The 21123-nt window shown below is 65.6% G+C and carries 24 protein-coding genes and 2 pseudogenes; 6 read left to right on the top strand and 20 right to left on the bottom strand.

Translation table 11 applies throughout. The annotated features are described in order from the left end of the window. Window positions 1-74: 74 nt before the first annotated feature. Both DB459_RS23775 and DB459_RS23780 read right to left on the bottom strand, forming a co-directional pair. Window positions 75-677 (bottom strand): nitroreductase family protein, encoded by a 603-nt coding sequence (locus tag DB459_RS23775; RefSeq protein WP_253708742.1) that lies wholly within the window; start codon window positions 675-677, stop codon window positions 75-77. Between the two features lie 146 nt (window positions 678-823). Next, window positions 824-1864: a YafY family protein gene (locus DB459_RS23780; RefSeq protein WP_253708745.1), complete on the bottom strand. Its 1041-nt coding sequence runs from the start codon at window positions 1862-1864 to the stop codon at window positions 824-826. Window positions 1865-1975: 111 nt separating this feature from the next. Here DB459_RS23780 and DB459_RS23785 point away from each other — a divergent pair, with 111 nt between their 5' ends. Then, window positions 1976-2632 (top strand): glutathione S-transferase family protein, encoded by a 657-nt coding sequence (locus DB459_RS23785; protein WP_253708747.1) that lies wholly within the window; start codon window positions 1976-1978, stop codon window positions 2630-2632. 90 nt (window positions 2633-2722) lie between these two features. Here the strand turns inward: DB459_RS23785 and DB459_RS23790 are convergent, their stop codons facing one another. From DB459_RS23790 to DB459_RS23815, 6 genes are all read right to left on the bottom strand, one after another. Next, window positions 2723-3397 (bottom strand): class I SAM-dependent methyltransferase, encoded by a 675-nt coding sequence (locus DB459_RS23790; RefSeq protein ID WP_253708750.1) that lies wholly within the window; start codon window positions 3395-3397, stop codon window positions 2723-2725. 41 nt (window positions 3398-3438) lie between these two features. Beyond that, the gene (locus DB459_RS23795; RefSeq protein ID WP_253708753.1) at window positions 3439-4065 is read right to left on the bottom strand and encodes a tetratricopeptide repeat protein; all 627 of its coding nucleotides are present in this window, start codon (window positions 4063-4065) and stop codon (window positions 3439-3441) included. 74 nt (window positions 4066-4139) lie between these two features. Beyond that, a complete protein-coding gene (locus DB459_RS23800; protein WP_253708756.1) occupies window positions 4140-4910 on the bottom strand; it encodes an SDR family oxidoreductase in 771 nt (256 codons plus the stop codon). Continuing rightward, complete coding sequence (locus DB459_RS23805) at window positions 4900-5553, bottom strand: TenA family transcriptional regulator (protein ID WP_253708758.1); 654 nt, start codon at window positions 5551-5553, stop codon at window positions 4900-4902. The genes DB459_RS23800 and DB459_RS23805 overlap by 11 nt, the downstream gene beginning before the upstream one ends. Before the next feature lie 26 nt (window positions 5554-5579). Continuing rightward, the gene (locus tag DB459_RS23810; RefSeq protein ID WP_253708761.1) at window positions 5580-7061 is read right to left on the bottom strand and encodes an AMP-binding protein; all 1482 of its coding nucleotides are present in this window, start codon (window positions 7059-7061) and stop codon (window positions 5580-5582) included. Next, window positions 7045-7623 (bottom strand): thermostable hemolysin, encoded by a 579-nt coding sequence (locus DB459_RS23815; protein ID WP_253708764.1) that lies wholly within the window; start codon window positions 7621-7623, stop codon window positions 7045-7047. The genes DB459_RS23810 and DB459_RS23815 overlap by 17 nt, the downstream gene beginning before the upstream one ends. A 412-nt stretch (window positions 7624-8035) precedes the next feature. On the opposite strand from DB459_RS23815, the gene DB459_RS23820 reads away from it, so the two are divergent. Together DB459_RS23820 and DB459_RS23825 are read left to right on the top strand one after the other, a co-directional pair. After that, the gene (locus DB459_RS23820; RefSeq protein ID WP_253713683.1) at window positions 8036-8749 is read left to right on the top strand and encodes a response regulator; all 714 of its coding nucleotides are present in this window, start codon (window positions 8036-8038) and stop codon (window positions 8747-8749) included. After that, complete coding sequence (locus DB459_RS23825; protein ID WP_253708766.1) at window positions 8746-10005, top strand: ATP-binding protein; 1260 nt, start codon at window positions 8746-8748, stop codon at window positions 10003-10005. Before DB459_RS23820 ends, DB459_RS23825 begins: the two co-directional genes overlap by 4 nt. 196 nt (window positions 10006-10201) lie before the next feature. Here the strand turns inward: DB459_RS23825 and DB459_RS23830 are convergent, their stop codons facing one another. Beyond that, window positions 10202-11275: a tartrate dehydrogenase gene (locus DB459_RS23830; RefSeq protein ID WP_253708769.1), complete on the bottom strand. Its 1074-nt coding sequence runs from the start codon at window positions 11273-11275 to the stop codon at window positions 10202-10204. A gap of 300 nt (window positions 11276-11575) precedes the next feature. Between DB459_RS23830 and DB459_RS23835 the strand changes: the two genes are divergently transcribed. Further along, a complete protein-coding gene (locus DB459_RS23835; protein WP_253708771.1) occupies window positions 11576-12088 on the top strand; it encodes a DUF2867 domain-containing protein in 513 nt (170 codons plus the stop codon). Between the two features lie 6 nt (window positions 12089-12094). Here DB459_RS23835 and DB459_RS23840 read toward each other — a convergent pair. The 10 genes and pseudogenes from DB459_RS23840 to DB459_RS23885 all read right to left on the bottom strand — a co-directional run. Beyond that, a pseudogene (locus DB459_RS23840) lies at window positions 12095-12295 on the bottom strand (DUF1932 domain-containing protein); the annotation flags it as partial. A 103-nt stretch (window positions 12296-12398) separates the two neighbouring features. Continuing rightward, on the bottom strand, window positions 12399-12659 hold the full coding sequence (locus DB459_RS23845) for a hypothetical protein (RefSeq protein WP_253713756.1): 261 nt from the start codon (window positions 12657-12659) through the stop codon (window positions 12399-12401). A 52-nt stretch (window positions 12660-12711) separates the two neighbouring features. Next, window positions 12712-13101 (bottom strand): annotated as a pseudogene (locus DB459_RS23850) (NAD(P)-binding domain-containing protein); the annotation flags it as partial. A gap of 123 nt (window positions 13102-13224) precedes the next feature. After that, window positions 13225-13698, bottom strand: a complete 474-nt coding sequence (gene ybaK, locus DB459_RS23855; RefSeq protein ID WP_253708775.1) for a Cys-tRNA(Pro) deacylase — start codon at window positions 13696-13698, stop codon at window positions 13225-13227. A 168-nt stretch (window positions 13699-13866) separates the two neighbouring features. Next, a complete protein-coding gene (locus tag DB459_RS23860; protein WP_253708777.1) occupies window positions 13867-14130 on the bottom strand; it encodes a hypothetical protein in 264 nt (87 codons plus the stop codon). Between the two features lie 147 nt (window positions 14131-14277). After that, window positions 14278-14745, bottom strand: coding sequence for a hypothetical protein (locus DB459_RS23865; protein ID WP_253708779.1), 468 nt, complete (start codon window positions 14743-14745; stop codon window positions 14278-14280). Window positions 14746-15300: 555 nt separating this feature from the next. Next, window positions 15301-15561 (bottom strand): hypothetical protein, encoded by a 261-nt coding sequence (locus tag DB459_RS23870; RefSeq protein ID WP_253708781.1) that lies wholly within the window; start codon window positions 15559-15561, stop codon window positions 15301-15303. Between the two features lie 146 nt (window positions 15562-15707). Then, on the bottom strand, window positions 15708-15968 hold the full coding sequence (locus tag DB459_RS23875; protein WP_253708783.1) for a hypothetical protein: 261 nt from the start codon (window positions 15966-15968) through the stop codon (window positions 15708-15710). Window positions 15969-16114: 146 nt separating this feature from the next. After that, window positions 16115-16372, bottom strand: coding sequence for a hypothetical protein (locus DB459_RS23880; protein ID WP_253708785.1), 258 nt, complete (start codon window positions 16370-16372; stop codon window positions 16115-16117). A 171-nt stretch (window positions 16373-16543) separates the two neighbouring features. Continuing rightward, the gene (locus tag DB459_RS23885; protein ID WP_253708787.1) at window positions 16544-17584 is read right to left on the bottom strand and encodes an NAD(P)-dependent alcohol dehydrogenase; all 1041 of its coding nucleotides are present in this window, start codon (window positions 17582-17584) and stop codon (window positions 16544-16546) included. Between the two features lie 84 nt (window positions 17585-17668). Between DB459_RS23885 and DB459_RS23890 the strand changes: the two genes are divergently transcribed. Together DB459_RS23890 and DB459_RS23895 are read left to right on the top strand one after the other, a co-directional pair. Next, window positions 17669-18295, top strand: a complete 627-nt coding sequence (locus tag DB459_RS23890; protein WP_253708789.1) for a TetR/AcrR family transcriptional regulator — start codon at window positions 17669-17671, stop codon at window positions 18293-18295. A gap of 215 nt (window positions 18296-18510) precedes the next feature. After that, entirely contained in the window at window positions 18511-19575 is a 1065-nt protein-coding gene (locus tag DB459_RS23895) for a ketopantoate reductase family protein (RefSeq protein WP_253708792.1), read from the top strand. A gap of 324 nt (window positions 19576-19899) precedes the next feature. Here the strand turns inward: DB459_RS23895 and DB459_RS23900 are convergent, their stop codons facing one another. After that, window positions 19900-20835, bottom strand: a complete 936-nt coding sequence (locus DB459_RS23900) for a pyridoxal-phosphate dependent enzyme (RefSeq protein WP_253708795.1) — start codon at window positions 20833-20835, stop codon at window positions 19900-19902. Window positions 20836-21123 lie beyond the last annotated feature (288 nt).

Here is a 21123-nt window from a genome sequence, read left to right on the forward strand (position 1 = left end):
CGGCGACGCCTGCTGGGCGCCGCCGGTCGGATGTCGGAATGAGCGCGAACTGCGCTGGTCGCGCGCAGCGCGGCTCAGGCCGCGGTGAAGCGGCCTTCCGCCGCGATCTCGGCAAGCGTCCGGCGCGGACTGGGCTGTTCGCGCGCCTGCAACCCTTCCGGCAGTTGCGACTTGTCGCCGGGCTTGCCGATGGCGATCGCGGCCTCGACGCGATAGCCGGCCGGCAGCCCAAGCACCTCGGCCGCCTTGGCGAAATCGACGCCGACCATGGCGTGGGCCTGCAGGCCGAGACGCACCGCCTGCAGCGCCAGTGACGCCCACGCCGCGCCGGCATCGAAGGAATGGCTGTAGGACGGCACGTCCTTGTCGGCTCCGGGCGGACGCATCAGCGGATTGGAGGCGACGAAGACGAGCGCCGCGGCGTTCTTCGCCCAGCTCTGGTTGAACTCGTTGAGCAGGCCGAGAAAGGTCGGCCAGTGGCCGGTGCCGCGCCGGGCGTAAGCGAAGCGCCAGGGCTGCGAATTGTAGGAGGATGGCGCCCAGCGGGCGGCCTCGAGCAGGGTCAGAAGCTCGCTCTCGGAAATCGGCTGATCGAGGAACGCGCGCGGCGACCAGCGCTCGAGAAACAGGGGATCGATCGGATGCGCGGCCGCGCGGGAATTGGCGTTTGTGCTCATTGCGTCATCTTCTTCGGTTGGGATGCATGCGGAAGGCATGCGGGCCTGGGCCCGGCGCGCTCTACTTGATGCGGCACCATGGCACAGGCAAGTAGGCTCACGTCAGTGCCTTGGTCACCCGACGGTGACTTCGACCGGCACGAATGTCATCGCCTCGCGCGACCCATTCCCTGCCCCAGCGCCTCGTCTGCGCCCGAGCCGCGGGTCAGATTTTCGGGCCAAACGCCATAGCGCGCCGCGAGGGCACGGGCCGCTTCGCGCATGTAGGCTCGCAGCTCCGGCGGATCGAGCACTTCCGCCTCGGCGCCAAGGCGGAGCAATTCGGCAGCGGCGTGCCACACCGTGGTTCCGACCGGAATCGTGGCAACGCGCCAGCCGTCGTCATCGGCGGCGTCGGCGATCTGCGTACCCGCCCTGACGTAAGGCGCGCTCAGCGCCTCGAGCAGCCTGACCCCACGGGGCGACAGCCGTACCGTCGCGCGATTGGGATGCAGTTCCGCCTCCAGCCGCTCGGTATTGGCGCGCCAATAGGCGCCGAGATCGAAATCCGGCGGCCGTCCGAAGTGCCGCTCCAGCACCTTGCAGTCGAGGATCCGCGCGATGCGGTAGGTGCGGACGTCACCATCGACCTGCCCGGCGAGATACCAGCTGCCGCTCTTGAGGACGAGGCCGAGCGGCGCCACCTCGCGCTGCTTCTCCGCCCGCCAGCTCTGATAGCGGATCTCGATGAGGTTCTGGCTCCACACCGCTCCGGCCACCGCCCGCAAATGCGCCGGCTCTTCCGCCGCGTCGAACCAGGCCGGCGCATCGAGATGGAAACGCGCCTGCATGCGGTCGGCCCCCGCCCGCAGATCCTGTGGCAAGGCGGCCATCAGCTTGGTTTGGGCGGTGGCCATGACCGCTTCCAGGCCGAGCGCCGCCGCAGGACCGGCAAGTCCGGCGAGGAACAGACTTTCCGCCTCGCGCTGCGACAGGCCATTGAGCCGGACGCGGTAGCCGTCCAGCAGGCGGTAGCCGCCTTCGGCGCCCCGCTCGCTGTAGACCGGAATTCCGGACGCAGCGAGCGCATCGATGTCGCGATAGATGGTGCGCAGCGACACCTCGCAGTCGTCGGCAAGCTGCTGGGCGGTGACGCGACCGCGCGCCTGCAGCGTCGTCAGGATGGAAAGAAGCCGGCTCGCCCTCATCTGCCCCCGCCTCGCCCGGATACGGACAGTCAAGCATACCTGACACAGGATGTCAGGTATGGGGGTGTAGAAACCTGCCGCCGCCACTTCTGGCCTCCAAGGAGATCCTTCATGACCGCCACCGACCGCATCACCCTTTACTATTCGCCCCAGACCCGGGCTCTCGGAACGCGGATGCTGCTGGAGGAACTTGGCGCGCCCTACGATCTCCGCATCCTGAACATGAAGGCCGGCGAGCAGCGCCAGCCGGCCTTCCTCGCCATCAATCCGCTCGGCAAGGTGCCGACCATCCGCCACGGCGAGGCCGTGGTCACCGAGCAGGTGGCGATCTACATCTATCTCGCCGACCTGTTCCCGGAGGCGGGGCTGACGCCGGCGATCGGCGATCCGCTGCGCGGCCCGTTCCTGCGCTGGATCGCCTATTACGGCTCCTCGTTCGAGCCGGCGCTGATGGACAAGGCCTTCAAGCACGCCCCGGCCGACCGGAACCAGTCGCCCTATTCCGACTACGACACCATGCTCGGCGCGCTGGCCGCGCAACTCGCCAAGGGCCCCTATCTGCTCGGCGAGCGGATGACGGCGGCCGATGTGCTGTGGGGCGTGGCGCTCAACTGGACCATGATGTTCGGGCTGGTGCCCAAGGTGGAGCCGTTCATCAGTCATGCCGCGCGCATCACCGCGCGGCCGAGCTTCGCGCGCCTGTCCGCCGCCGACGCCGAGATGGCGGCGCAACATGCGGCGGCTGCGGCTGGTAGCGGCCACACCTGATCCAAACCACGCCAGCGCAACGCAGGCCATTTGTCTTGCGATAAGATCACGCCCCGGCGTCACCTGGAGCGCGATAGGCCAAAGTTGAGGCTATCGCGCTCCGGATGTGGTCTTTCCTCCGATCGAACGACCAGCCTTCTCGGCGACTGCGATCAGGCCTTTGACACCGAACGCAAGCTCCACATGCTTGATGCTTAGATGCGACGGGGAAAATCCCGCGCCCTCGAGCAGCTCGGCAAGGTCCTGCACTTCGAAGGTGCGATGGGTTTCCGGCCCGGCGAAGGGCCAGCTCCGCATCGTGTCACGCGATGTCGCGTAAACCACGACCCGGCCACCCGGCCGAAGCACCCGATAGACCTCCGCGATATCCTGGCCGGCCGGGTCGAAGAAATAGACCACATTGACCAGCAGGATCTTGTCGAACGTTCCATCGATCCAGGGTAACGGACTGAACGGCCCATGGACGAGCGTCATCCGCCCCCTCGCGACGGCGGTCTCGTTCAGCTCTTTGGCCTGTTGGAGCATCCGCACCGAGTGGTCCACGCCATAGACCGGACCACGGGTTCGCGCCGCAATCGACCTCAGTCCCCGCCCTGGGCCGAAGCCCAGTTCAAGCACCGTATCGCCTGGACCGATCTCCATGGCGTGGATCGCCAACCGGTTGGGCTCGTCATTGATCACCCCCATCAGCCAACCGGCAATTGCGCCGGCGAGCCCTGCCGGATGCTGCAGCTGCAGGCCGAACGCATGCCAGATCCGGCGCATCGTGCTTGTCTGGCTCCGTTCCCGCCCAAGTGCAGACAGCTTCATTTGCCAGCCTCGATCTTGGCCAGCAGTTCCTCGATCATCAGCCGGCGATTCTTCTCCCAGAGAGGACGGTCCGGGCGTTGAGGTATCTTGAGCGCCTGTTGAAAGACCGCAGCAGCTTTCTGCCGCTCGTTCTGCGAATAGAGGAAGTCACCGTAAAAATACCACGCATCCAACCCGTTCGGTGCGCGCCGGACGGCTTCCTCCAGCAACTGCCGCGCCTTTGCCTTGTCGCCGAATCCGATCGGAAAGCCGGGAACGCGGTAGTACAGGACGCCGAGACTCGTCGTTGCGCCGGCATCCAGCCTCGCGGGATCGATAGTGTAGGCCCGCTCCAGCAAATCGCGAGCACGTTTGGCCAATCCCAGCGCGCTGAACGAGCTTGCCATCGACGCGCGTTCACTGGTGATGATGCCATCCCAAATCAGGGCCTCGGGCATTTCCGGAAATTTCGCCGCGACGGCGTCCGCGTCCTGGCCAAGCGCATTCATCTGGTTTGTCTGATCATCGCCCTCGGGCACGCCGAACTTGATCGTCTCCCACGTCGTCTGGAGACGCCGCACTTCCGGCGACAGGGCATCTGCCGCAAGCGCATAAGGGGATGTGACGAGAGCGACGATGAACAAGAGTGATATCCGGACTGACAGCTTCATAGGATTCCTTCTCGTGGAAACGAGTTTCGTCTTCGGTGTTGGCTGCATTAGTGCGAAGGCGATCGCCGCGACAGCGCCCGATCGATGATCTGGGGAAAGAGCCGTTGAATCAGAACGTAGATGCGCTCCAGACCGGGCGCGTAGACGGACTCGCGGCCGCGCGCGACGGCGCGCCAGATGCGACGGGCCACGACGACCGGCGCATCGACGCCCCCGCTCGGATCGATGAACTCGGCGAGAGCGGCGATCGCAGCCGTTTGCGTCGCCCGGGGCGCGGCGTAGGTCACGTCGATGCCCGCCCTCCTCCATTCGCGGCGCAGCCCGCTCGAAAAGCCGCGCAGTGCGAACTTCGAGGCGGAATAGGCCGTAAGCCCCGGATAGGCGATATCGCCAAAAACCGAGCCGACATTGACGACCCTCGACGGTCGTGCAGCGGCCAGCAACGGCATCAAGTCGCGCGTCAGCGCCATCGGCGCGATGACATTCGTCATGAACGTCTTGATCATCGCTGTGTCATCGACCCGCTCGATGACGCCCCCTTCCATCACGCCCGCATTGTTGATGAGAACGTCGAGCGCGCTCCACCGTTCTTCGATCATCCCGACGATCCGCCTGCGATCGCCGGCATCCGTGATATCCGCCGCAATCGCGAAATGGCGGTCAGGTTCGTTCAGCAGCGCCCGCGTCGCTTCGAGCGCCGCCGCCCGCCTGCCGCACAAAGCGACGATCATTCCGCGCTGCGCCGCCTCGACGGCGAGCGCACGGCCGATTCCGGAGCCGGCTCCGGTGATCAGCACGCGCTTGCGTTCACGCGACATCGCTCAACTCCGCGCCGGTGCCGAGCTCACGAAAAATCGCGCCGTACAGGCCGTAGAACATCGACGCGTTGTCGATGATGAGGCGCTGGGTGTCGTGGTCATCGAAGCCGTCGACCAGTTCGCGAAAAAAGGCGACGTGCTCGTGGTCGAGCGAGCCGTGCGATCGGAGATAGCTGAACCCGCCCTCGCCCCCCAGGCCGATGGCCCCCTTCAACGCATCGGCGAGCTTGTCGGCCAGCAGAACCGACATTCCCTCGAGAACGTGGACGCTGCCGAGGAACGCGTACGGACTGATATGCTCGATCGCGTAGTATGCGTACGCCACCATGGTCCTGCAGGCCGGTCCGCCTCGGCCGTTGCGCACCGCATCGGCATCGCCGCCGAGGGCCCGGATATCGTCGAGGATCCACTTCTCGTGGCCACGTTCCTCCTTCATGTATTCGACCAATGCGTCCTGGTAGCGCTCGTCGGACGTGCGGGACGCTGCCAGCGCCAGCAGAGGAAAGGTGTGCTTGACGTGGTGATAGGCCTCCGCGAGAAACGCCAGATAGAGGCCGCGCGGCGCTCCAACTCTGGTCGCATGGCGAACGAGGGGAATGGACAGGAAGGCGTCGCGGCTGGTGGCCGTTTCGCGCGCGAGCAACTCATGGAATTTCATTGTCTGGCCTTTCATGTGGAAGTCGAAGATGTGACGGCTGAACCCGACGGCGCGGCGGCGCCGTCCTCGAGGAAACGCGCCATGGCTTTGCGAGCCGGGCGCCCGTTGCTGAGCAATCGATGCTTCAGAGCGTCTTCGATGCGGATGACGACGGCGGCGCGCGGTACGGCATACCGCGGCGCACCTTCGCAAAGGATCGCGCAGAGATCGATGATTTCTGCGTAACTCGCCGCGGCAAACCACTCAGCCCCTTGACGAGACGGAATGAGCAAGGCTGTCAGATGCGGCACGCCGTGACCCGCCACGGCACAGAACGCAATCCGCGGATCGGCAAGCAGCATGGTCTCGATCCATTCGGGGCTGACGTTTCTGCCGAACGCCGTCACGATCAGGCTGTCCTTGCGTCCGTGTACGGTGAGGAAGCCGTCCTGGTCGATGGCTCCGAGGTCGCCCGTCCGCCACGGCCGGGACGCCGTGCCGCCGATGTAACCATCCATGATCGAAGGCCCGTCGACGACGATCTCGCCGTCGTCGATCGACACGGCGAGGCCGCTGAGCGGTCGGCCCACCGTCCCCGGGCGACGCTCTCCCGGGCGGTTGACTGCAACCACCGAACAGCACTCCGACAAGCCGTAGCCTTCGAAGGCAGGAATACCCAAACTCCAGGCTGCGTTCGCCACCGCCGTCGGCACCGGCGCGCCTCCCACCGCGACGAGGCGAAGCGACGATGGCGCGGCCTGATCGGCAGCTTTGAGCTCCGCCACCCACTGCTTGAGCAGTTGCGGCACCAATACGCTCGCCGTCGGCCTTAGTGCGTCGAAGGCCTTGGCAATGCCGGTCGCATCGCCGCGGCCGACCCGTTCTGCCAAACCCGCATCGAAGTGCACGTGCGCCCCGAGCGCTGTCGGAATGAAGACCGAGCAGATCGTCTCCAGCAGCAGCGGCAGCGGCAGGACAGACAAATAGGAGTCGTTGGCGGAGGCCTGCGTCGCGGCAATCAGGGTAGCGGCCGACCACGCAATCTGCCCGCTCTGAAGGCGAACGCCCTTCGGCCGACCTGTGCTTCCCGACGTGTAAACGATCTGACCGAAGCCATCGACGAACTCCGGAAAGTCCGTTCCTGTCCCGCCACCGGCGATTGTGCGGGTCGGCAGCCCCGATTGCCCCACCAGCTCCGCCGTCCGCTCGGAGGCGAGGATGAACTCGACAGACGCGTCGCGAACGACATGCTCCAGCTGCGTCGCGCTGAAGAACGTCGGCAGCGGCACCACGGTCTTGCCGGCGAACGCGCAGGCGAGTTGGGCGATCACCCAGTCGATACCGTTCGGCGCGAGGATGCCGACCGTTTTGGGAGCGAGCGCGAGCTCCGACGCGAAACCAACCACCCTCGCGAAGAGCTCGCGCCGCGACAGCGCGGATTCGTCATCGCTGACCGCGATCAACTCGCCGGCCTGCGACGCATGTCCCCTGAAAAATTCAAACAGCTGACGCATTGAGTTCACCATGTTGGGCGCCGTTCCCCCTCACGCTCGGGTTCGGAACGGCATACACTTTGGGATCGGCGGCATAGTAGGTCCCCCATCGCTCGGCATTCGCGATGCGCCGGCGATCGGCGTCGCCTAGACAGCTCAATTCGATGCCTCGCCGGCTGAGCTTGTGCTGAAGTCGCCGCGTCAGCGTAAAGAACGACCAGTCAAACCCGGCTCTTTCGCCGAAAGTCGCGATGCCCTCGACAAACCGGCCGGTCGCCAGCGGCGCCCTGCTCACGAGCGTCGTCACTTCGAAGATCGCATCGCGATCGATGGCTCTGGCGGACAGAGCGCTGAGCGCCGCTTCGATCGAGCTATCGAGATAGGCCTCGGAAAAGAAACCGTCGTCCGCGAAGCGAAGCCCCGCCGCGCACTGGATGCCCTCCCGGCTGTCCACAACGGCAATCAGGTAAGTCGGAAACGCTCGCAGATCGGCGCCATATTGCGCCGCATAGATCGTCTTGATGAGCTCCTCGGCTGAATGCCTTGCGGGATCATCTTTCGTCAGAAGGATCGTATTGAGCATTCCGCCCATCCATTCCACAGATCAGATCGCACGGGGTTGTGGCCGCCGTTTGCGCCGGAACATTGTTCCAAAAGTCGCGGCCTCGTATCCGAATGTTGCTTGAGATCGGCGAGATCGCCGCCCCGCTTCAACCGGCATCCACGTCCAATATTTCAGTGCGAACGCAGATCGCGCTTCGCCGTTCGAACCGACGAGAGGACTGTGGCGCGCTGGACACCATGGGCTGTGGCGGGGCCCTGCCGTGAAGCCACGGCCAAATCGCGCATCATGAAAGTCGTGGCCAAGATGTGGCGAGGCGCGATGCAATGTGTCCGAATATTGCTGCTGCAGCCGATCCGGCTGCCAGCTCATTGAAAGTGTCCAGCGCTTGCCCTATTCACTCCGGCACGGCGTCGACAATTGCGTGACCGCTTTGAGCAACGAACCACATCTTCTGATCGTCGATGACGACCTTCAGATTCGGAAGCTTCTTGGCCGCTATCTGGCCGAACAGGGCTTTCGGGTGACCCTCGCGTCCGACACGCGCAGCCTGCAGACCGCGCTTGAATCGAATGACATCGAGCTGATCGTGCTTGACGTCATGTTGCCGGACGGCTCCGGCCTGGACATCTGCCAGAAGATGCGAGCCGATCACTCGCCCATTCCCGTCATTCTCCTCACGGCGTTGAAGGAGGATGTGGATCGAATTCTCGGCCTCGAGATGGGGGCCGATGATTACCTGGGAAAGCCCTTTAACCCGCGGGAGCTCGCCGCTCGCATTCGAGCGGTGCTTCGTCGCAAGAGCGAGGTGGCAGGGCACGCAGCCACCTCTCATGAATACCTTTTCGACGGGTTCAGACTGCAGCCGGACTTGCGGCGGGTTCTCAATCCGCGCGGCGAGCCGCTCGATCTGACCTCGGCGGAATTCGATCTCCTGCATGCCATGGTAACCAGGTCAGGGCGACTGCTCTCGCGCGAATACCTGATGGATGCCACCCGCCGCCAGGATGGCGATCGTTCGGTGGATGTGCTGCTCAGCCGCATTCGCCGCAAGCTTGGCGACATTGGCTTTGAGTTGATCAAGACCGTCCGGAACGCAGGTTACGTCTTTAGCGGTCGGGTTGAGAGGATTGGAGCGGGCGAATGACCTCGCTGAGAGCCCGCATCGTCCTGACTCTGGTTTCGTCGATCCTCTGTGTCATTCTCGTTGTTGCCGCAATAGCGTTCTCGATGCGGTGGAAACACGAATGGAGGGAGCCGAACAACTTCGCCCAATTGGGGGCCGAGCAGATATTGACCATCGCGTCATTGCTCGATGGTGAAGCGAAGGGCGGCCCCGGGCACCTGGCATCGGAGCCTGCCGCGGGGACTCCCCGACCTGATTTGTCAGGTCCGCTACAATCCGAGTTGCGCCGGGCCGGATCCGCACTTCGCGTAACGGTAACGCAGCCTGTCGGGATCACTCATCCGCTCGTATCCGTCAAATTCGACTCCGGCTGGCTCACCCTTCCGATCAAGGATCCCAACCATACAAAAGAGGTCTTGGTGTCTATCGCCGGCGGGCTATTGCTGGTCGGCGCAGGAACGATCGCCGTGGCGGTGTGGTTCGCCTTCCGCATCACGCGCAATCTCGCGGCTCTCGAACGCGTCGCCGCGACGATCGACGACGACGGCGTCGTTCCGAAGCTGCCGGAGAGCGGACCACCTGAACTGAAAGCCGTCGCGCGTGCAATCAACACGATGACGGCCCGGCTGAAGAGCGCGGCCGAAAGTCGAATGCGGCTTGTCGCCGCCGCGGGGCACGATCTACGGACCCCGATGACCCGCATGCGACTTCGTGCCGAGTTTCTCGACGAGGAAGACCGGTCGATGTGGTTGAACGATATCGAGGAACTCGAGCGCATTGCGGACAGCGCGATCCAGCTGGTGCGCGAAGAGACCCGATGTGAAAGCAGCCAGCTCGTCCGCGTCGACGAGATCATTCTTGGCGTCTGCAGCGACCTCGTTTCGATGAAAGAGCCTGTCAAGATCATGAAGATCGAGGCGGTGACAATTTCGACTCCGCGATTGGCGCTCACCCGGGCGGTCAGGAATCTCATCGTCAACGCAGCGACGCACGGCGGCGGCGCCTTTGTCACCTTGGCCCTTGAGAATACCTCCGCCTCGATTACCATCGACGACGAAGGACCTGGTATTCCCGACCACAGCATGTCACGGGTATTCGAACCGTTTTTCCGGGTCGATCCGGGACGGCGCAAGTCCGGACCGGGAGCTGGCCTTGGTCTTGCGATCGCCAAGGAAATCGTTGAGCGGCACGGCGGTCAATTGACGCTTCAGAACCGGTGGCCAAAGGGGCTCCGGCAACGAATTGTGTTTCCGGCTGGGCGCGCCGAAGCTTCTTAGCGAAGGCGGGCAAACGCGGGCGTCACGACGGAAAGTGGGGCGCACGGCGCCACCACGCATTCCGCTGTCGTCCTCCGCGCGGCTATCGCATTCACACATCGGATCCGCAGGCGAGAAAGCGCCCACTCTTTCAGCCTTTCTATCGTCATGCCCGCGCTTGTCGCGGGCATCCACGTCTTCGTCGCCCAGCATCGGCCTAATCGTTGGCGCCGTGGATCGCCGCGATCACGGCGTCGGTGACTTCGATCGTCGTGGCGCGGCCACCGACGTCGGGCGTGAGAATGCCCTTGGCGCAGACCGCCTCGACCGCCTTCATCAGCCGCGCCGCGGCAGTCGCCTCGCCGAGATGCTCGATCATCTGCGCCGCCGTCCAGAAGCTCGCCACCGGATTGGCGATGCCCTTGCCGGTGATGTCGAAGGCCGAACCGTGGATCGGTTCGAACATCGACGGAAAACGCCGTTCCGGGTCGATGTTGGCCGTGGGCGCCACCCCCAATGATCCCGCCAGCGCGCCGGCGAGATCCGACAGGATATCGGCGTGCAGATTGCTGGCGACAATGGTGTCGAGGCTCTTGGGGTTGAGCGTCATCCGCACGGTCATGGCATCGACCAGCATCTTGTCCCAGGTGACGTCCGCGAACTCCTTCGCCACCTCGGCGGCGATCTCGTCCCACATCACCATGGCGTGGCGCTGGGCGTTCGACTTGGTCACCACGGTGAGCAGCTTGCGCGGCCGCGAGCGCGCCAGCGCGAAGGCATAGCGCATGATCCGCGTGACGCCGACCCGGGTGAAGACCGAGACCTCCATGCCGACTTCCTCGGGCAGGCCGCGATGAGCCCGGCCGCCGACGCCGGAATATTCGCCTTCGGAATTCTCGCGCACGATCACCCAGTCGAGATCGCCCGGACCGACATTGCGCAACGGCGAGGAGATGCCCGGCAGGATCCGGGTCGGCCGCACATTGGCGTATTGGTCGAAGCCCTGGCAGATCGGCAGGCGCAGGCCCCACAGCGTGATGTGATCGGGCACGTCCGGCGCGCCCACCGCGCCGAAATAGATGGCGTCGAACGCCTTGAGGGTGTCCGTGCCGTCGGCGGGCATCATCACGCAGTGCTTCCTGTAGTAGTCGGAGCCCCAATCGAAAGTGGTGAAGCTGAACTTGACGTCGCCCTGCCGCGCGGCCAGCGCCTCGAGCACGCGCACGCCGGCGCCGATGACCTCGGGGCCGATGCCGTCGGCGGGAATGGTGGCGATCCGGTATTCGCGCATCGAGGAACTCCGTCAGTGCGGTGCTACGGCGCGCCGCATGGCCGGCGCGCCATGGGGCTGCTACAATCATCCGCGGCACGACGCTAGTGTCCCGTCTCCGAATTACCGCTTCGTTTGCCTCACCCTCGCACGGACATTCGGAGACATCGGGACACTAGCAAAATCAAAAAGCTAGTGTGGCTTATGTCTCGCAATTGCCTACAGGGGCTTGCCGCAAAGGGCATAGGCAATTGCGAGACGCCACACTAGCACAGAATCCGGATTCACCCCGCGCCACCGCTGCGCCAATGTGAGGCGACGATGCCCGCATCCGTCCCGATCACCACGACCGAGATGCCCGAGGGCAGCGCCCTCGCCGCGTTCGCGGCCGGGGCCGACTTCCGGGATTCCTATGCGGCGCCGCTTCACGAGAGCGATCTGTCACCAGTCGGCCTCGCCCTGCGGCTGATGAGCTCGAGCCCGAACTGGGTATCTCGCCTGATGGACCTGCGCAACGCGCTGGTGCGGCCGTTCGGGATCAAGGACACCGGGCGCCTGAGCGCGCGGACCGACCGGCCGGCGGACGCTTACAAGATCGGCGACCAGCTCGGCATCTTCAGAATCTTCGACATCGGCGCACGCGAGATCGTGCTCGGGATCGATGACCGCCATCTCGACGTCCGCGTCTCGGTGATGACGGCGAGCGGCCCGGCGCGCTACATCGTGACCACGACCGTGACGATCCACAACCTGCTCGGCCGGCTCTATATGGTACCGGTCGGGCGTATTCATCCCTTCGTGGTTCGTGCCCAGATGCGCCGGGCGCGGTTGTGACGGCCGCTACGATGCCAGGAACGCGTCGATCTGGCCGGTGAGCATCCGCTCGCCGGCCAGATCGGCTGCGATGCGTGCGTAGAGATCGGCCGCGCCTTCGAACATCTCCGATTCCGGAAAATCCCGGCCGATGAATTCGGCGATGGCGTGCATCTCCTCGACCCAGCGATAGGCCTTGGGATACATGTCGGGCAGCGTCCGTTCGAACCGCGCGAGTGTCCTGTCTCCGAATTACCGCTCCATTTGCCTCACCCTCGCACGGTAATTCGGAGACATAAGGACACTAGCAAAATCAAAGTGCTAGTGTGGCTTATGTCTCGCAATTGCCTACGAGAGGCTTGCCGCAAAGGCGGTAGGCAATTGCGAGACGCCACACTAGAAGTTGCGGCTGGCTGGCGGCGAGCTCGGCCCTCAAGGCCGGCCCCGCCCCCGCCCGCTCCGCCGCCAGCACCATGGTGGCGGCGATCGCCACCAGCCCCTTGGTGATGCCGGCGTAGGACAGCTTGAGCGCCGAGGCCGCGCCGACCGGCCCGTCGATGACGCGGACGTCGAGCCCATGGCGGCCGAGCACGGCGACCTCGGCGGCCGCTTCCCCCCGCCATGTAAAAGGTCGGGCCCGCGCCGTCCGGTCGCGGCGGCGCGCCGATGATGGCGCCGTCGACCACGCGCGTGCCGGTCGGGGCGAGACGATCGGCGATGCGGATCATGGTCGCTACGCTCACAGCGTTGCAGTCGACGAACACCGGCTTGCGGCTCGCACGCGCCAGCGGCGCGGCGAAGCGCTCGGCGAGCGCGACGGCCTCCGCCGGCGGCACGATGGAGAGAAACAGGCTCGCCTCCTCGACCAGGGACTGATCGTCGACGTGGCGCATGCCGGCGGCCTGTGCCCGGGTCCGGCTCGCCGCGCCCCGCCCTTCGAGCGAGGTCAGCACGGTAGCGCCGTTCCTTGTCAGGCGCTCGGCCACGGCGCTCCCCATCGCGCCTGCGGCAATGACGGCGATCGTAAGGGCCATCGGTCAATCCCTCGGTGGACGCTCGGCGGCATCATCCACCACCGCATGCAGTCTTCGCCAGCGCCAAGATCGCAAGGCAGATCATCGCTCTGCCCCCCTCATCGCTCCGCACGGGGCGCGAGATCACGCGACGATCGCCGCCGTCTTCGCCTCCGCGGCGCGCACCAGGTCCGCGGGGGTGAGCCTGATCTGCAGCCCGCGCTGGCCGCCATTGACGTAGACATAGGGCTCGCCGAGCGCGCTGTCGTCGACGATGGTCGGCAGCCGCCGCTTCTGGCCGAACGGGCTGACGCCGCCGACCTTGTAGCCGGTGAGGCGCTCGGCATCGCCCACCGGCATCATCGCCGCGCTCTTGCCGCCGAAGGCGCCGGCGACCTTCTTCATGCTGGCTTCCCTGTCGGAGGCCAGCACGATGCACGCCGGCTTGCCGTCGACCTTGACGATCAGGGTCTTGAGCACCCGCTGCGGCGCCTCGCCGAGCGCTTCCGCCGCCTGCAGCCCGACCCGCTCGGCGCCGGGATCGTAGTCATAGCCGCGCAACTCGAAGGCGATGGACTTGTCGCGCAGGAACAGCGTTGCCGGAGTCGATTGGGCCATGGCAGGTCTCGCCGGTGACAGCAGGACGGAAGACGATTTGCGTCCGTCCTGAATGTCATCGATGCGTCGGCCTGGCAAGTTGCCTCATGGGCCGCAAGCGTGCCCGCGACGCAACGCGAGCATGACGATGGAATGGGAGGGGGCACGGCGCCAATGCACACTCTGCCGTCACCGCCCGCGAAAGCGGGCGGCCCAGTACGCCGTCTGCGCGAGATGGAGGTCAGCATCGGCGGCATTCCCCGTCATGGCCGGGCTCGTCCCGGCCATCCACGCCTTGCTTGTCGGGATGCCGACAAAGTCGTGGATGCCCGCGTCAAGCGCGGGCATGACGACGGAGTGTGTGGCGGGCACGGCGCCGATGCATCTTCTGCCGTCACCGCCCGCGAAAGCGGGCGGCCCAGTACGCCGTCTGCGCGAGATGGAGGCCAGCATCGGCTGGCATTCCCCGTCATGGCCGGGCTCGTCCCGGCCATCCACGCCTTGCTTGTCGGGATGCCGATAAAGTCGTGGATGCCCGCGTCAAGCGCGGGCATGACGACGGAGTGTGTGGCGGGCACGGCGCCGATGCACATTCTGCCGTCACCGCCCGCGAAAGCGGACGGCCCAGTACGCCGTCTGCGCGAGATGGAGGTCAGCATCGGCGGCATTCCCCGTCATGGCCGGGCTCGTCCCGGCCATCCACGCCTTGCTTGTCGGGATGCCGACAAAGTCGTGGATGCCCGCGTCAAGCGCGGGCATGACGACGGAGTGTGTGGCGGGCACGGCGCCGATGCATCTTCTGCCGTCACCGCCCGCGAAAGCGGGCGGCCCAGTACGCCGTCTGCGCGAGATGGAGGCCAGCATCGGCTGGCATTCCCCGTCATGGCCGGGCTCGTCCCGGCCATCCACGCCTTGCTTGTCGGGATGCCGATAAAGTCGTGGATGCCCGCGACGCAACGCGGGCATGACGACGGAGTGTGTGGCGGGCACGGCGCCGATGCACATTCTGCCGTCACCGCCCGCGAAAGCCGGCCCAGTACGCCGTCTGCGCGAGGTGGAGGCCAGCATCGGCGCCATTCCCCGTCATGGCCGGGCTCGTCCCGGCCATCCACGCCTTGCTTGTCGGGATGCCGATAAAGTCGTGGATGCCCGCGACGCAACGCGAGCATGACGATGGAATGGGAGGGGGCACGGCGCCGATGCACACTCTGCCGAGGCCGCCCGCGAAAGCCGGCCCAGTACGCCGTCTGCGCGAGATGGAGGCCAGCATCGGCGGCATTCCCCGTCATGGCCGGGCTCGTCCCGGCCATCCACGCCTTGCTTGTCGGGATGCCGACAAAGTCGTGGATGCCCGCGTCAAGCGCGGGCATGACGACGGAGTGTGTGGCGGGCGCGGCGCCGACGCATCTTCTGCCGTCACCGCCCGCGAAAGCGGACGGCCCAGTACGCCGTCTGCGCGAGATGGAGGCCAGCATCGGCTGGCATTCCCCGTCATGGCCGGGCTCGTCCCGGCCATCCACGCCTTGCTTGTCGGGATGCCGATAAAGTCGTGGATGCCCGCGACGCAACGCGGGCATGACGACGGAGTGTGTGGCGGGCACGGCGCCGATGCACATTCCGCCGTCACCGCCCGCGAAAGCCGGCCCAGTACGCCGTCTGCGCGAGATGGAGGCCAGCATCGGCGGCATTCCCCGTCATGGCCGGGCTCGTCCCGGCCATCCACGCCTTGCTTGTCGGGATGCCGACAAAGTCGTGGATGCCCGCGTCAAGCGCGGGCATGACGACGGAGTGTGTGGCGGGCGCGGCGCCGACGCATCTTCTGCCGTCACCGCCCGCGAAAGCGGGCGGCCCAGTACGCCGTCTGCGCGAGATGGAGGCCAGCATCGGCGGCATTCCCCGTCATGGCCGGGCTCGTCCCGGCCATCCACGCCTTGCTTGTCGGGATGCCGATAAAGTCGTGGATGCCCGCGTCAAGCGCGGGCATGACGACGGAGTGTGTGGCGGGCGCGGCGCCGACGCATCTTCTGCCGTCACCGCCCGCGAAAGCGGGCGGCCCAGTACGCCGTCTGCGCGAGGTGGAGGCCAGCATCGGCGGCATTCCCCGTCATGGCCGGGCTCGTCCCGGCCATCCACACCTTGCTTGTCGGGATGCCGATAAAGTCGTGGATGCCCGCGTCAAGCACGGGCATGACGACGGAGTGTGTGGCGGGCACTGCACCGATGCACATTCCGCCGTCACCGCCCGCGAAAGCCGGCCCAGTACGCCGTCTGCGCGAGGTGGAGGCCAGCATCGGCGGCATTCCCCGTCATGGCCGGGCTCGTCCCGGCCATCCACGCCTTGCTTGTCGGGATGCCGATAAAGTCGTGGATGCCCGCGTCAAGCGCGGGCATGACGACGGAGTGTGTGGCGGGCACGGCGCCGATGCACATTCTGCCGTCACCGCCCGCGAAAGCCGGCCCAGTACGCCGTCTGCGCGAGATGGAGGCCAGCATCGGCGGCATTCCCCGTCATGGCCGGGCTCGTCCCGGCCATCCACGCCTTGCTTGTCGGGATGCCGATAAAGTCGTGGATGCCCGCGTCAAGCGCGGGCATGACGACGGAGTGTGTGGCGGGCACGGCGCCGATGCACATTCTGCCGTCACCGCCCGCGAAAGCCGGCCCAGTACGCCGTCTGCGCGAGATGGAGGCCAGCATCGGCGGCATTCCCCGTCATGGCCGGGCTCGTCCCGGCCATCCACGCCTTGCTTGTCGGGATGCCGATAAAGTCGTGGATGCCCGCGTCAAGCGCGGGCATGACGACGGAGTGTGTGGCGGGCACGGCGCCGATGCATCTTCTGCCGTCACCGCCCGCGATCTCCTCGCGCGTCAGAACCGGATCACCACCTTGCCGAAGTGCTGGCCCGAGGCGAGATGGGCGTAGGCCGCTTCGGCTTCGTCGAAGGCGAAGCTGCGGTCGATCACCGGCTTGAGGCCGCGGCCGGCGATGAAGCTGTTCATGGCCGCGAACTGCTCGCCGGAGCCGACATTGATGCCGTCGATGCTGGCATTGATCAGCTGCAGGCGCATCAGGTTCGATTGCGGCCCGAAGCCGGTGAAGACGCCGATCTGGGCGATATGGCCGCCGGCGCGGATGGCGCGCAGCGAGCGGTCGAAGGTGCCCGGGCCGCCAAGCTCCAGAAGGTGCGAGACGCCGAGCCCGTCGGTGAGCTTGCGGACCTCGATGTCCCAGTCCGGCGTGGTGCGGTAATTCACCGTGGCGAAGGCGCCGAGCCGCGACGCCCGCTCGCGCTTGTCGTCCGACGACGACAGCACGATGACCCGCGCGCCCAGCGCGGTCGCGATCTGCAACCCGAATAACGCGACGCCGCCGGTGCCCTGCACCAGCACGGTATCGCCCGCCGCGACGCCGCCACGCACCACCAGCGCTTGCCAGGCGGTGAGCGCCGCGCAGGGCAAGGTCGCCGCCTCGGCGAAATCGAGCGTATCGGGGACGCGCACCAGCGAGGCTTCGGGAACGGCGATGACATCGGCGAGCACGCCGTCGCTGTTGCCGCCGCCGAGCGCCGAAGGGCCATAGGCCTCGCGATATTTGCCCGCCGTCCATAGCGGATAGAACAGCGGCGCGACCCGGTCGCCGGCGCGCCACTGCGTCACTTCGCTGCCCACGGCCACCACCTCGCCGGCACCGTCGGACAGCGGGATCAGGCCGTCACGCACCTCGCCGAGCTGGCCGCGCCGCACCATGAGGTCGCGATAATTGAGGCTGGCGGCCCTGATCCGCACCAGCACCTCTCGCCCGGCAGGGCGCGGCACCGCGTCCTCCTGCCGCGTCAGACGATGACCATGCTCGGCCGGGATCAGCCGGTAGACGCGACGCCGCTCTGGCGCAGCCACGGTTGCAGTCACGGGACTCTCCTCGTTGAATTACCTAGCGATCACTATACAAATATGCGATTGCACGCCGGTCAAGCGCTTTTTATATTGATCGCTATGAAAACAGAGACCAAGCGTCCGCGCGGCCGGCCGCGCGTGCTCGACCGCGACCAGGCGCTGGAGGCGGCGCTGCAACTGTTCTGGCGCCGCGGCTACGAGGGCACGTCGGTCGCCGAATTGACCGCGGCCATGGGCGTCACCCCGCCGAGCCTCTATGCCGCGTTCGGCAGCAAGGACGCGCTCTATCGCGAGGCGCTGGACCGCTATGGCGCCTCGCATGGCGCTTTCACCAGACGCGCGCTCGCCGAGGAGCCGACCGCGCGCGCCGCGATCGAGCGCATCCTTCGCGACGCGGTCAGCGTCTATTGCGCGGGCCCGCAACCGCGCGGCTGCATGCTGGCGACCGGCGCCCTGACCTGCTCGCCCGAACACCAGGAGGTCGCCGCCGACCTCGCCCGCCGCCGCCTCGCCGGGATCGCGGCGCTGCGCGCCCGCTTCGACCGCGCCATGGCCGAGGGCGAACTCGCGCCCGCGACGGATACCGCCGCGCTCGCCGCCTATTATGGCGCGGTGATCCAGGGGATCTCGATCCAGGCGCGTGACGGCGTGCCGCGCAAGGTGCTGCAGGCGGTGGCGCGCGCGGCGCTGGAAGGCTGGCCCGGGCCGACCGGCGCGCCGGCCTGATACTGACGAACCGATGCTCGCACCGGCAGTGCAACTGCATTGCCCCGCAATGCCCCCGAGAGCGGGGCCGCGCCTGATTGTCGTGCCTGTCAATCTGCGATAGACACCGACGCCCCTCGCCGGAAGGGGCTGGCCTTATGTCCTCCGCCGCGGCGGATCCTGACGGTCGGGTCGTGACGTAAAAAAAATAGAGCAAAATCTGTGAAAGGGAGAGCATGGCGCGCAATATTCTGATCCTCGGAGCCTCGTACGGCTCGTTGCTGGGAACAAAGCTGCTGATGGCGGATCACAACGTGACCCTGGTCTGCCGCAAGAAGACCGCCGAACTGATCAATCGCGACGGCACCGAAGTTCGCATCAAGCTGCGTGACGAGGCGATGCACCGGGCGGTCTTCTCGCGCGACCTGCCCGGGACCCTGGACGCGACGACGCCCGGTGACGTCGACATTTCCCGTTATGATCTGGTTGCTCTTGCCATGCAGGAGCCGCAATACACCAACCATACCGTCCGGGCGCTGATGGTCAAAATCGCCGAGGCGAGGTTGCCTTGCCTCTCGATCATGAACATGCCGCCCCTGCCCTATCTCAAACGGATCCCGGCATTGGCGGACATGGACCTCGAGGAGGCCTATACCAATGCCCAGGTGTGGGAGCGGTTCAAGCCGGGACTGGTGACGCTCTGCTCGCCCGATCCGCAGGCCTTCCGTCCGCCGGAAGAAGCCGCGAACGTCCTGCATGTCGGCCTGCCGACGAACTTCAAGTCTGCGATCTTTGCCGATGACGAACACAACAAGCTGCTTCGGCAGCTCGAAGCGGACATCGACGCGGTGACGCTGGATGGCCGTGATGTTCCGGTGAAGCTCAAAGTGTTCGATTCGCTGTTCGTCCCGCTGGCCAAATGGTCGATGCTGCTGACCGGGAATTATCGCTGCATCACGCCTCACGAGCCGCGCTCGATCCGCGACGCCGTGCACGGCGACCTGAAGCTCTCGCAGGCGATCTACGACCATGTCGACGCCATCGCCCGGCGCCTGGGGGCCGACCCGAAGGATCAGGTTCCTTTCGAGAAATATGCCAAGGCGGCTGAGAGCCTGCTCAAACCCTCGTCGGCGGCGCGGGCGGTGGCCGCCGGAGCGCCGTTCATCGAGCGGGTCGATCTGCTGGTGAAGCTGATCTCGCACCAGCTTGACGTGCCCAATGCCGAGATCGACCGTACCGTCGAGATCGTGGATCAGAAACTGAATGAGCGGATCGTGGTCGGCGGATCCGGCGCGTCGTGACACGCTCCGTCGCAGTTTGACCACGTGCCGCCTTCGGTCGGCTGCAGCGCGACAGCAAATCGAATTGCCATCGCGCGGCAGCCGACCGATGGGCATGATCCGATCGAAATACGCGGTGCGCCTGGGTCTGGGCACCGGGCTGAGCGCTCCGCCTTTGGACGGCAGCCCACACGATGTACCGGCCGGGTCAGCTTCTAATGTCTCGCCCCATGTCGCCGCAGAAGCACTCTGCGATACAAGCGGCGAGCGGACGATCCGGTTGCTTCGAGCGGTCGCTCGATCGGATCATTTTTCGCCGGACGATCATTTGCGACGCCTCGAGAGTCAGGATTTCTGCGGCGGAGCCATGTCGCGGGAGAGGCTCATCAATTTTTCGACTGAAGTCGTCGCTCCGCCGCAAGCGATAATCAGAACTTGCTCATAGCGAGCCAACCGATCCGAGTGCGAATAGGCAATCGACAGTGCTGCGCCGCAGGCTGGCTCCACGACGACGCGATGGTCATCCATGAACCGCATGCAGGACTCAAGTGCGGATCTGTCACTTACCACGACGCTTTCTACGGGACGTGTTCGCGCGATTTCGAACGCACGCCCACTAACCTTTCGAGCGCCCAGTGACGTCGCGATGCTGGTGATCGCCGGCAGTTCGACTAACTTTCCTGCCTTCATCGACGCCGCCAACGAGGCCGCGCCCTCTGTCTCGGCGGCAATGATCGGAACGTCCTCAAGTCCGTTCCGAACCAGCCCCTCCGCTACGCCGGACAGAAGGCCACCCCCGCCGACCGAGAGAACCACGACGTCGAAAGACACGCCAGCCTCGACGACCTCGTCAATCATTGTCGCATGCCCGGTCCACATGATCGGGTCATCGAAAGGGTGTATGAACGCAGTTTCGCGATCGACTGCTTGGAGCGCGCGCTCATTGGCCTCTTGCCAGGATGCGCCATGGACGACGACTTCAGCACCTTCCTGCCGGATGAGCGACTTCGCCAGTTCCGTTGTGGTTTCAGGAACGAAAACAGTCACCGCGACCGTGAGACGGCGGCCGGCATACGCAACCGCGATGCCTGCGTTACCCCCGGAAGAAGATATGAAGCGCCGCTTCCCCTTCTGGGCGTGATATTGACAGACCGCGCCAATCCCCCGGATCTTGAACGAACCGCACGGTTGCAGCGCATCCATCTTCAGCCATATTGGTCGGCCAGCCGCCGAAGCAAGTGGCCGCGATTCAAGAACAGGGGTTTCGAGATGGAGCGGCATGAATTCCTTCCAGAGGGCGATGGTTGTGAAGCCGTCCGCGGCAGTCGAATAGTCCCGCCCCCAAAAGGTTAGCGTATCGCTGTCAACGGATCCATCGCGACAACTACGGACGGTGTGGCGGCCCGCGCATTGCAGACCTGCTTGTCCCTTTCAACCCGCCCCATCGCGATCACGCTAGTGTCCTGTCTCCGAATTACCGCTTCGTTTGCCTCACCCTCGCACGGTAATTCGGAGACATCGGGACACTAGCAAAATTAAAAAGCTAGTGCGGCTTATGTCTCGCAATTG

Origin of the sequence: Bradyrhizobium sp. WD16 (assembly GCF_024181725.1) — a bacterium.
Lineage (GTDB): Bacteria > Pseudomonadota > Alphaproteobacteria > Rhizobiales > Xanthobacteraceae > Bradyrhizobium_A.

Bases quoted from the DNA above. Each gene is read 5' to 3' on its own strand.
- DB459_RS23775 (WP_253708742.1), bottom strand. From the start codon at position 677: ATGAGCACAAACGCCAATTCCCGCGCGGCCGCGCATCCGATCGATCCC.
- DB459_RS23780 (WP_253708745.1), bottom strand. From the start codon at position 1,864: ATGAGGGCGAGCCGGCTTCTTTCCATCCTGACGACGCTGCAGGCGCGC.
- DB459_RS23785 (WP_253708747.1), top strand. From the start codon at position 1,976: ATGACCGCCACCGACCGCATCACCCTTTACTATTCGCCCCAGACCCGG.
- DB459_RS23790 (WP_253708750.1), bottom strand. From the start codon at position 3,397: ATGCGCCGGATCTGGCATGCGTTCGGCCTGCAGCTGCAGCATCCGGCA.
- DB459_RS23800 (WP_253708756.1), bottom strand. From the start codon at position 4,910: ATGTCGCGTGAACGCAAGCGCGTGCTGATCACCGGAGCCGGCTCCGGA.
- DB459_RS23810 (WP_253708761.1), bottom strand. From the start codon at position 7,061: ATGCGTCAGCTGTTTGAATTTTTCAGGGGACATGCGTCGCAGGCCGGC.
- DB459_RS23815 (WP_253708764.1), bottom strand. From the start codon at position 7,623: ATGCTCAATACGATCCTTCTGACGAAAGATGATCCCGCAAGGCATTCA.
- DB459_RS23825 (WP_253708766.1), top strand. From the start codon at position 8,746: ATGACCTCGCTGAGAGCCCGCATCGTCCTGACTCTGGTTTCGTCGATC.
- DB459_RS23830 (WP_253708769.1), bottom strand. From the start codon at position 11,275: ATGCGCGAATACCGGATCGCCACCATTCCCGCCGACGGCATCGGCCCC.
- DB459_RS23835 (WP_253708771.1), top strand. From the start codon at position 11,576: ATGCCCGCATCCGTCCCGATCACCACGACCGAGATGCCCGAGGGCAGC.
- ybaK (WP_253708775.1), bottom strand. From the start codon at position 13,698: ATGGCCCAATCGACTCCGGCAACGCTGTTCCTGCGCGACAAGTCCATC.
- DB459_RS23860 (WP_253708777.1), bottom strand. From the start codon at position 14,130: ATGCTGGCCTCCATCTCGCGCAGACGGCGTACTGGGCCGCCCGCTTTC.
- DB459_RS23865 (WP_253708779.1), bottom strand. From the start codon at position 14,745: ATGCTGGCCTCCACCTCGCGCAGACGGCGTACTGGGCCGGCTTTCGCG.
- DB459_RS23870 (WP_253708781.1), bottom strand. From the start codon at position 15,561: ATGCTGGCCTCCATCTCGCGCAGACGGCGTACTGGGCCGCCCGCTTTC.
- DB459_RS23875 (WP_253708783.1), bottom strand. From the start codon at position 15,968: ATGCTGGCCTCCACCTCGCGCAGACGGCGTACTGGGCCGGCTTTCGCG.
- DB459_RS23880 (WP_253708785.1), bottom strand. From the start codon at position 16,372: ATGCTGGCCTCCATCTCGCGCAGACGGCGTACTGGGCCGGCTTTCGCG.
- DB459_RS23890 (WP_253708789.1), top strand. From the start codon at position 17,669: ATGAAAACAGAGACCAAGCGTCCGCGCGGCCGGCCGCGCGTGCTCGAC.
- DB459_RS23895 (WP_253708792.1), top strand. From the start codon at position 18,511: ATGGCGCGCAATATTCTGATCCTCGGAGCCTCGTACGGCTCGTTGCTG.
- DB459_RS23900 (WP_253708795.1), bottom strand. From the start codon at position 20,835: ATGCCGCTCCATCTCGAAACCCCTGTTCTTGAATCGCGGCCACTTGCT.